Below are 9,505 nucleotides of genomic sequence, written 5' to 3'. Positions count from 1 at the left end.
CGCCCCCCCCCCCCCCCCCCCGCGGCGCCGACCCCCACCCGGACCTGCGGTCCGACCTCCCTACAAGGGGGAGGTAAAGACGTACCGGCCTTCACCGCGGCGCTGAGCTGGACAGAAAAATTCATTTCGCAACCTGCCTCGCCCCGGCGCCCGCCGCCGGCTCCACGGCCGAAATTTCGTGCGTCAGCGTGTTGCGGGTGACCTTCAGCCACGCTCGGCAGCCGCCACCGTGATACCAATTCTCGTCCATCACGCCGGCGACATTGTCGCGCAGGTAAACGTAGTCGAAGACGTCGTCCTCCGAAGCGCCAGCCTCCGGACGCATCGGCTTGGCGTCGCCGAGATAGGTGAACTCGCCGAGGTCGCGTTCGCCGCAGAAGGGACAGGTGATGCGCATGGCAGGGCCTTCAGTGCAGGTTCGGTTGGGCGCCCTGGCCCTTTTCGTCTATCATCGCACCAGACCGGAACCGGTCGAGGCGAAAGCGGGCGGCCTCCTTGTGGGACTGGTCGCGGGCCAGCAGGTGGGCAAAGACGAGGCCTGAGCCCGGCGTCGCCTTGAAGCCGCCATAGCACCAGCCGGCATTGAGGTAGAGCCCGTCGACCGGCGTCTTGTCGATGATCGGCGAACCGTCCATCGACATGTCCATGATGCCGCCCCACTGGCGCAGCAGGCGCACGCGGCCGATCATCGGCATCAGCGCCATGCCGCCTTCGCAGACGTCTTCCATCACAGGCAAATTGCCGCGCTGGGCGTAGGAATTGTAGCCGTCTATGTCGCCGCCGAAGACCAGGCCGCCCTTGTCCGACTGGCTGACGTAGAAATGGCCGGCGCCGAACGTCATCACATTGGGGATGAGCGGCTTGATCGCCTCGGAGACGAAGGCCTGCAGCACATGGCTTTCGATCGGGAGGCGCAGGCCCGCCATCGCGGCGACGCGCGAGGAGGAGCCCGCGACGGCCATGCCGACTTTCCCGGCGCCGATCTTGCCGCGCGAGGTCTCGACGCCGGTCACCTTGCCGTTGGCGTCGCGCACGAAGCCCGTCACTTCGCAATTCTGGATGATGTCGACGCCGAGCGCGCTCGCCGCATGGGCGTAGCCCCAGACCACCGCGTCGTGCCGCGCCGTGCCGCCGCGCCGCTGCAAGAGCCCACCTTGCACGGGAAAGCGCGCATTGTCGAAATTCAGGAACGGCATCATCTTCTTGACCGCGGCAAGGTCGAGCAATTCGGCATCGATGCCGTTGATGCGCATCGTGTTGCCGCGCCGCGCATAGGCGTCGCGCTGCGCGTCGGAGTGATAGAGGTTTATGACGCCGCGCTGGCTGACCATCGTGTTGTAGTTGAGGTCCTGCTCCATCCGCTCCCACAGCTTCATCGATAATTCGTAGAAGCCGGTGTTGCCGGGCAGGCCGTAATTGGAACGGATGATGGTGGTGTTACGGCCGGCATTGCCGGAGCCGATCCAGCCCTTTTCCAGCACGGCCACATTCCTGATGCCGTACTCGCTGGCGAGGAACCAGGCGGTGGCCAGGCCATGGCCGCCGCCGCCGATGATCACCACGTCGTAGCGGTCCTTCGGGCTGGCGTCGCGCCAGGTGCGCTGCCAGTTCTTGTGGCCGGAGAAGGCGGCGCGGGCGAGCGAGAAGATCGAATATTTCATACGTTCATTCCGAGGTCGCTCGCACGCTGCGCCGGTCAGATGTCCAGCGTGTGGTCGCGCTCCCATTGCGTGAAGTGCGAAGCATAGGAATTCCATTCCTGGTGCTTCAGCTTTAGATAAGCCGACGAGAATTCCTCACCCAGCGCCGTCTTGAGCGATTTGTCATTGTCGAATTCGCGCAACGCGTCGAGCAGGTTGAGCGGCAATTTCGGCGCGCCCTCCACCGTGTGACCGTGCTGGTACATATCGATGTCGTAGCGCCTGCCGGGGTCGGCCTTGGAGCGGATGCCGTCGAGGCCGGCGGCGATGATGACGGCTTGCAGCAGATAAGGGTTGGCCGCGCCATCAGGCAGCCGCAGCTCGAAACGGCCGGGGCCGGGCACGCGCACCATGTGGGTGCGGTTGTTGCCGGTCCAGGTCACCGTGTTTGGCGCCCAGGTGGCGCCTGAAATGGTGCGCGGGGCGTTGATGCGCTTGTAGGAGTTGACGGTCGGGTTGGTGATGGCGGCGAGAGCCGAGGCATGTTTCATGATGCCGCCAAGAAAGTTCTTGCCCTTGGCCGACAGGCCGAGCTCCATCGAATTGTCGGCAAAGACATTGGTCTTGCCTGTTTTGTCCCACACCGAGATGTGCGCATGGCAGCCATTGCCGGTCAGTCCCTGGAAGGGCTTGGGCATGAAGGTGGCGCGCAGGCCGTGTTTCTCTGCGATCGACTTGACCATGAACTTGAAGAAAGAATGCTTATCGGCGGTCGCCAGCGCATCGTCGAAGGCCCAGTTCATCTCGAACTGGCCATTGGCATCCTCGTGGTCGTTCTGGTAGGCGCCCCAGCCGAGCGCCAGCATGTGGTCGCAGATCTCGGCGATGACGTCGTAGCGGCGCATCAACGCTTGCTGGTCGTAGCATGGTTTCGCCGCCGTATCATATTCGTCGGAGATCGTTTTGCCGTCGGGCGAGATCAGGAAGAATTCCGCCTCGACGCCGGTCTTGACATGCATGCCGTCGTTAGCGGCTTCCGCGATCAGTCGCTTAAGCGTGTTGCGCGGTGCCTGGTCGACCTCCTTGTCGTCCATGATGCAGTTGGCGGCGACCCAGGCGACGTCAGGCTTCCAGGGCAGCTGGATAACCGAATTCGGATCCGGCACCGCCAGCATGTCGGGATGTGCCGGCGTGAGGTCAAGCGAGGTAGCGAAACCGGCGAAGCCGGCGCCATCCTTCTGCATATCTGATATCGCCTGCGCCGGCACCAGCTTGGCGCGTTGCCCGCTGAACAGGTCGGTGTAGGAGATCATGAAATATTTGACGTTTTTCGCCCTTGCGAACTCTGCAAGATCAACTGTCACGGAAGTTCCCCATTTTTTGTCGATTGTTGGCCCTAGAGCATATGGCCTTCGGCCCTTTGTTGATCAGAAGCCGTTCTTCCCCGGTATCCAGTTGGTGCCGGCCAGCGGCACGCCGGCCATCGCGGCGGCCTCGATCGTGAGCGCGACGAGATCCTCGGGTTCGAGATTGTGCAGGCTGTTCTTGCCGCAAGCGCGGGCGATGGTCTGCGCCTCCAGCGTCATCACCTTGAGATAGTTCGCCAGCCGGCGGCCGGCGGCCACCGGATCGACCCGCTTCATCAGTTCGGGATCCTGCGTGGTGATGCCGGCCGGGTCGCGGCCCTCGTGCCAGTCGTCATAGGCGCCTGATGTGGTGCCGAGCTCGTTGTACTCCGCCTCCCAGCGGGGATCGTTGTCGCCGAGCGCGACAAGGGCAGCCGTGCCGATGGAGACCGCGTCGACGCCGAGCGCCAGCGCCTTGGCGACATCGGCGCCGTTGCGGATGCCGCCCGAGACGATCAACTGCACCTTGCGATGCATGCCGAGATCCTGCAGCGCCTGCACCGCCGGCCTGATGCAAGCGAGCGTCGGCTGGCCGACATTCTCGATGAACACTTCCTGCGTCGCCGCCGTGCCGCCCTGCATGCCGTCGACGACGACGACGTCGGCGCCGGCCTTCACCGCAAGCGCTGTGTCGTAGTAGGGGCGGGCGCCGCCGACCTTGACGTAAATCGGCTTCTCCCAGTCGGTGATTTCGCGCAGTTCGAGAATCTTGATCTCGAGATCGTCCGGCCCGGTCCAGTCGGGATGGCGCGAGGCCGAGCGCTGGTCGATGCCCTTGGGCAGCGTGCGCATCTCGGCGACGCGATCGGAGATCTTCTGTCCGAGCAGCATGCCGCCGCCGCCGGGCTTGGCGCCCTGGCCGACGACGACCTCGATGGCATCGGCGCGCCGCAGGTCGCGCAGATTCATGCCATAGCGCGAGGGGAGATATTGGTAGACGAGTTGCTTGGAATGGCCGCGCTCTTCCTCGGTCATGCCGCCGTCGCCGGTCGTGGTCGAGGTGCCCGACAGCGTCGCGCCGCGCCCGAGCGCTTCCTTGGCCGGGCCCGACAGCGAGCCGAAGCTCATGCCAGCAACGGTGATCGGGATTTTCAGCTCGATCGGCTTCTTGGCATGGCGTGAGCCCAACACGACTGATGTGTCGCAGCGCTCGCGATAGCCTTCGAGCGGATAGCGCGAGATCGATGCGCCCAGGAACAGAAGGTCGTCGAAATGCGGCAGCTTGCGCTTGGCGCCGGCGCCCCGGATGTCATAGATGCCGGTGGCCGCGGCGCGGCGGATCTCGGAAAGCGTGTAGTCGTCGAAAGTCGCGGATTTGCGCGGCGTCGTCGGCGGGTTGCGATAGGTCATGCTGCCTCAATACGCGTCGGCGTTGTCGATATTGAAATTGTAGAGCGTGCGCGCCGAGCCGTAGCGCTTGAACTCCGACGGCTTGACGCCGGTGACGCCGGCACGATCGAGCAGGCCTTGCAGGAGTTCGAGGTGTTCGGGCCGCATTTCCTTGGCGATGCAGTCGGCGCCCAAACTGTCGACCTTGCCGCGCACGAATAGCCGTGCCTCGTAGATGGAATCGCCGAGCGCGTCGCCGGCATCGCCCAGCACCACCAGATTGCCGGACTGTGCCATGAAGGCCGACATATGGCCGATATTGCCGTGCACGACGATGTCGATGCCTTTCATCGAAATGCCGCAGCGCGAGGACGCATTGCCCTCGATGACGAGCAGCCCGCCCTTGCCGGTGGCGCCGGCATATTGGCTGGCGTCGCCTTTGACTGTTATCGACCCCGACATCATGTTTTCGCCAACGCCGGGTCCCGCCGAACCATGCACGGTGATGGCACTGCCGGAATTCATGCCGCCACAGTAATAGCCGACGCTGCCGCGCACATCGATGCTGACCGGCTGGTCGACGCCGACGGCGACCGAATGGCTGCCCTTCGGGTTCAACACTTCCCAGGCGGTCTCGTTCGAGCCTGGCGTCAGATTGTGCAGTGCCTGGTTGAGCTCGCGCAGCGACATCTGGTCCAGGTCGAACACCCGGGAGGCATGGTCGCTCGCCGCCGCGGTTGAAAGTTTTGTTGCCGGCATGAACTCAATGCTCCCAGAAATAGACGGTTGCGGGTTCCGGTTCCCAGACTCTCGCATTGTCTATGCCGGGCAGTTTGGTCAGCGCGCGATATTCCGAGCCGAAGGCGACATACTGGTCCGTTTCGGCCATCACGGCGGGCTTGCAGGCGATCGGGTCGCGCACCACGCCGAAGCCGTTCTTGGTGCCGACGACGAAGGTGAAGAAACCGTCGAGATCTGAGAGGGTGCCCTCCAGCGCCTCGCCGAGGTTCTTGCCATGCGCCATCTGGGAGGAGAGATAGGCGGCCGCCACTTCGGTGTCGTTCTCGGTCTCGAATTTCATGCCTTCGCGGACCAGTTCGCGGCGAACGTTGTTGTGGTTGGACAGCGAGCCATTGTGCACCAGGCACTGGTCGGCGCCGGTCGAGAACGGATGCGCGCCCATCGTCGTCACCGCCGATTCCGTCGCCATGCGGGTGTGCCCGATGCCATGCGTTCCGGTCATCCCACGGATGTCGAAGCGGTCGACCACAGCCTCGGGCAAGCCGACTTCCTTGTATATTTCCACGGCTTCGCCGGCGCCCATGATGCGGATGTCGGGCCTGAGCGACTGGATGATCTCACGCGCCGCATCGACCTTTTCGGGCGTGGTCCTGATGACGGCATGCGTCGATTTTACCGTGACGCCCACCGGCACGCCGAGCGCCTTGGTGAGTTCGGCGTCCAGTCCACGGAAATCACGCTCCGGCTTCGGCGACTGGATGGTGATCTTGGCCTCGTTGCCGGACGGCGCGCCATAGATCGCGATGCCGGCGCTGTCGGGGCCGCGATCGCTGAGCGATACCAGCATCTGCGACAACATCGCACCGAGCTGCGGCTCCAGCGCCTTGTCCTTCAGGAAAAGTCCAACGATTCCGCACATGCCAGCCTCCAGACCCTTTGTAGCTAAAAATGATGTATCGAATGAGTTCGGGGAATTCAATTGGTATGAAAAAAATATTCCTCTCGTTACGCGTTGTGTTTTGTCCCATCCGGCGGCCCATCGCCTTGTCGGCGCATGGAATGGGCCCATTTGGCGGTCCGGATACGAGCCATTTTGTAGGCGTCGAGGATCGACAGCGCATAGATCAGGAAGCCGCCGGCGTGGCGGCCGACAAAGCTGGCGTCGGGCGGGGCGATCTTCGCCGTCACCCAGGCCAGGATGACCATGAAGAAAAGAAACTGCAGGCCGCGCGTCGGAACGCCCAGCATGACGTGGCCGCTGCCCGGCAGCAGGGTTGCCGCGCCCAGGACGATATATGGGCTGGTAGGTCCGGGCGAGGGGGTTGCGCCGGTCATGCCGCTTTCCGTTCGTTCCTGTTGATCGCGTCGCGCAGTCCCGAAAGGGATACGAGCAGCCGCGAGATCAGCGCCGGGTCGATTTGCGCGTCACCGAAAGCGGCTTGCCGGAAGACACCGTAGCGGGCCCGCTCGGCTTCGGCCAGCAGCCAGACGATACGCACACCCTTTGGCGTGATCAGTAGCTCCTTGGCGCGTCCTTCTGAAAAGGGCTCCAGATGGTCGGCGATGATGTTTTGCGGGAAGCGCACGCCTCTGCGGTCCGTTCGAAGCACCGCCTCGGCGGGAAAGCCGGGCGCCTTCGGCAGCGTGTGGTCGAGATGGTCGAAATTGGAGAATGTCGTCGGCGAGCCCGGCCGCATCATCATGTCGAACGTGCCGGGCACGGCTGTTTTCTCCGTTATCGATACGCTGAGCCAGCGCGCCGGCAGCTTTCTCGTCGCCAGCGTGTCGACGATGGTGCGCAACTGCACGCGCTGGCCATTCCACGAGCCTTCCCAGGTGATGACGCCGGCAGTACCGTCCGAGACATCTTCGGCGTCGGCAATGACGGCGCGGATGCTGGCCTGGTCGGCGGCGCGCGCCACGGCAGCCCTGTTGCGGCTGCGGCGTGCCAGCCAGGCAAAGTGCAGGACGAGAGCCAGGACAGCCGCCCCGGCAAGCAGTGCTGACGTCACCTCGGACATTTCGTCATGCCAGGCCCGCCCAATTCGGACGGGCCTACTCCCATCAATAGCCCTGCGGTTTCGGCCACGGCATGGTGAACTGGTCGCCGCGCCGCACGAATTTGTAGCGATAGAAATGGAACCACAGCGAGATCAGGAAATAGAACGCGACCATGGCAATGAGCTGCGAGCCGAAGCCGAGGAAGATCGCGAAGAAGGTGACCACGCACAGGCAGAACAAGACGATCGCCGGCAGCGGGTGGAAGGGATGCGTGTAGCCGCGGCGGATCGAACCCAGAGGCCACTTCTTCCGGAACATCATGATGTTGATGCTCATGAACGTATATTGCAGCACGCCGGACAGGATCGAGAAGGTGATCGCCTGGTTGAGGTCGGCGATAAAGGCGAAGGCGAGCGCGATCGGCAGCAGGAACAGGATCGAGCGGTAGGGCGTGCGGTATCTCGGGTGCACCGCCGAGAACCAGCTCGGCAGGTAGCGATCGCGGCCGAGCGAGAACCAGGCGCGCGCCGCGTCGTTGATGCAGCCATTGGCGGACGCCAGTGCGGCAAGCAGCGTGGCGATGAACAGCAGGTTTTCCAGCAGCGGGTTGCCGGTCAGCTTGCCGGCGTCCCACAGCGGATAATAAGTGATGCCGAGATATTCCCAGGGCATCAGCGAGGCGCAGACATACCAGGTCATGGCGGCGGCGATCAGAAGCGTGATCATGCCGGCCATCGTGCCATAAGGCAGCGAGCGCGCGGGCGAGCGCACTTCCTCGGCCGCCTGCGTGGTGCCCTCGATGCCGAGATAGTACCAGATGCCGAACTGGAAAGCGGCGATGACGCCGATCCAGCCATAGGGCAGCGCGTTCTCTGGGGTGACCAACTCGTTGAGCTTGAGCACCGCGCCTTGCGTCCACGGGCTGACCGAGAAGAACAGGATGACGATGGAGATGTAGGCAATCGCGGTGATGACGAAGTTGACGTTGAGCGTCATCAGCACGCCGCGATAGTTGAGCCATGCCAGGACGACGATGGTGGCGGCGATGAAGGAGTTGTGGGTGAGGCCCTCGACGCCCGCCTTGGCGACGATCGTGTCGCCGAGCAGGATGGCGTCCGACACTTCGAGCATGGTGTAGGCAAAGACCAGGAACAGCGCGACGTTGAAGGCCATCAGCGGCCCGACGATGTGCTTGGCCTGCGCATATTGGCCGCCCGCGGCGGCGACCGTCGACGTCACTTCGGAATCGATCATGGCGACCGAGGTATAGAGCAGCCCGACGACCCAGCAGACGATCAGCGCGGCAAGCGCGCCGCCCTTGTCGGCGGAGAAATTCCAGCCGGTGAACTCGCCGACCAGGACGATGCCCACACCCAACGCCCAGACATGGGCCGGGCCAAGCACCCGAAGCAGCGAGACCCTGTCGCCATTTGTTGCCGAACCCGCAGTTTCAACCACGACCGTCATCGATCAATCCCCACTCAGATCCGGTGTTTTTCGGAAGCGGCTTCAAGTTCGCCTTCGCGCGAGGACGTCAGCACATCCTCGGAGTAGGTCGTATCGACCTTGAACCAATCGTAGAGCATCCACAGCGCAAGCACGATCGAGATGCACCAGCATGCGTAAGAGAGCGCTATCCACATGGTCTTGTCCCCGGATTATTTCTCGTCGAACTTCTCGTTGATGACGTCGCGATATTCGCGGTCCGATGCCCGGAACAGGAACACGAAATAACCGATTAGCACGGCTGCCATGACAACAAGCGTCGGCCAGTCGATGATGTAGTGGAAACGGTTCTGGATTATGTCGTGCGCGGTCTCCGGCGTATAGCCGAGCCTTTCCCAGATCGACGCCATGGTCGGGTTCTGGCCGAGCGCCTCCCAGGTCTTGGCGTCGAGCGCGTCGATGGACTTGGCTGCTCCCGCCAATCCCAGTTTCAGCGGCAGCCACAGCGCCACGAAGATGGCGACCACGACGACGGCGATATCGAAGACCTGCCCGGCCTTGCTCTGTTGCGGCGGCGTGTAGCGGGACATGCTTCTCTCCCCCCTCAGGATTTGCGGTTGCGGTCGTAGTTCTTGATGTCGAGCCCGTAGATGAACTCCTTGTCCTCCTTGTAGTGGTTGACCATGGCCAGGATCGCCGCCGTGTTGAAGATCAGCACCGCGGCGGCGGCAATCGCGACGACGGCCTTGATGCCGTCATGCGGGATATGCGGCCATGTCATGAAGAGGACGAAGAGGATCGTCGCCCACAGGCAGATGATCAGGAGCGCGGATCCGCGCAAGTCGGAACGGTACAGCGCCTCGATGCGCTGCTGCAGGTCTGACATCGGTTTTCCCCTTTTTCGACGTCCGGTTCCGAATCCACCGTCCGCCGTTCTCTTTC

At 63.3% G+C, this 9,505-nt stretch carries 12 protein-coding genes; all 12 read right to left on the bottom strand.

Features of this window, described 5'->3' with window-relative positions:
• Nucleotides 1-121: 121 nt before the first annotated feature.
• Nucleotides 122-397, bottom strand: a complete 276-nt coding sequence (locus FJ973_RS25785) for a sarcosine oxidase subunit delta (RefSeq protein ID WP_140520863.1) — start codon at nucleotides 395-397, stop codon at nucleotides 122-124.
• 10 nt (nucleotides 398-407) lie between these two features.
• The gene (locus tag FJ973_RS25780) at nucleotides 408-1,661 is read right to left on the bottom strand and encodes a sarcosine oxidase subunit beta family protein (RefSeq protein WP_140497859.1); all 1,254 of its coding nucleotides are present in this window, start codon (nucleotides 1,659-1,661) and stop codon (nucleotides 408-410) included.
• Nucleotides 1,662-1,696: 35 nt separating this feature from the next.
• A complete protein-coding gene (gene glnT / locus FJ973_RS25775; protein ID WP_140497861.1) occupies nucleotides 1,697-3,004 on the bottom strand; it encodes a type III glutamate--ammonia ligase in 1,308 nt (435 codons plus the stop codon).
• Nucleotides 3,005-3,067: 63 nt separating this feature from the next.
• On the bottom strand, nucleotides 3,068-4,396 hold the full coding sequence (locus FJ973_RS25770; RefSeq protein ID WP_140514697.1) for an FMN-binding glutamate synthase family protein: 1,329 nt from the start codon (nucleotides 4,394-4,396) through the stop codon (nucleotides 3,068-3,070).
• 6 nt (nucleotides 4,397-4,402) lie between these two features.
• Nucleotides 4,403-5,134, bottom strand: a complete 732-nt coding sequence (locus FJ973_RS25765) for a GXGXG domain-containing protein (protein WP_140551135.1) — start codon at nucleotides 5,132-5,134, stop codon at nucleotides 4,403-4,405.
• 4 nt (nucleotides 5,135-5,138) lie between these two features.
• Nucleotides 5,139-6,035: a glutamine amidotransferase family protein gene (locus tag FJ973_RS25760; protein ID WP_140558281.1), complete on the bottom strand. Its 897-nt coding sequence runs from the start codon at nucleotides 6,033-6,035 to the stop codon at nucleotides 5,139-5,141.
• 86 nt (nucleotides 6,036-6,121) lie between these two features.
• Nucleotides 6,122-6,451 (bottom strand): hypothetical protein, encoded by a 330-nt coding sequence (locus FJ973_RS25755; RefSeq protein ID WP_140497867.1) that lies wholly within the window; start codon nucleotides 6,449-6,451, stop codon nucleotides 6,122-6,124.
• Nucleotides 6,448-7,137 carry a hypothetical protein gene (locus tag FJ973_RS25750; RefSeq protein WP_181170958.1) on the bottom strand — a complete coding sequence of 230 codons (690 nt, stop codon included), beginning with the start codon at nucleotides 7,135-7,137 and terminating at the stop codon, nucleotides 6,448-6,450. Before FJ973_RS25750 ends, FJ973_RS25755 begins: the two co-directional genes overlap by 4 nt.
• Before the next feature lie 43 nt (nucleotides 7,138-7,180).
• Nucleotides 7,181-8,584, bottom strand: a complete 1,404-nt coding sequence (locus tag FJ973_RS25745) for an amino acid permease (RefSeq protein ID WP_140497869.1) — start codon at nucleotides 8,582-8,584, stop codon at nucleotides 7,181-7,183.
• A 14-nt stretch (nucleotides 8,585-8,598) separates the two neighbouring features.
• On the bottom strand, nucleotides 8,599-8,760 hold the full coding sequence (locus FJ973_RS25740; RefSeq protein WP_140558279.1) for a hypothetical protein: 162 nt from the start codon (nucleotides 8,758-8,760) through the stop codon (nucleotides 8,599-8,601).
• 15 nt (nucleotides 8,761-8,775) lie between these two features.
• A complete protein-coding gene (locus FJ973_RS25735; protein ID WP_140497873.1) occupies nucleotides 8,776-9,153 on the bottom strand; it encodes a hypothetical protein in 378 nt (125 codons plus the stop codon).
• A gap of 14 nt (nucleotides 9,154-9,167) precedes the next feature.
• A complete protein-coding gene (locus tag FJ973_RS25730) occupies nucleotides 9,168-9,449 on the bottom strand; it encodes a hypothetical protein (protein WP_140497875.1) in 282 nt (93 codons plus the stop codon).
• Nucleotides 9,450-9,505 lie beyond the last annotated feature (56 nt).

Origin of the sequence: Mesorhizobium sp. B2-1-3 (assembly GCF_006442495.1) — a bacterium.
Classification (GTDB): Bacteria; Pseudomonadota; Alphaproteobacteria; order Rhizobiales; family Rhizobiaceae; genus Mesorhizobium.
The sequence above is the reverse complement of the archived record's forward strand: the minus strand, read 5'-3'. Positions and strand labels throughout refer to the sequence as shown.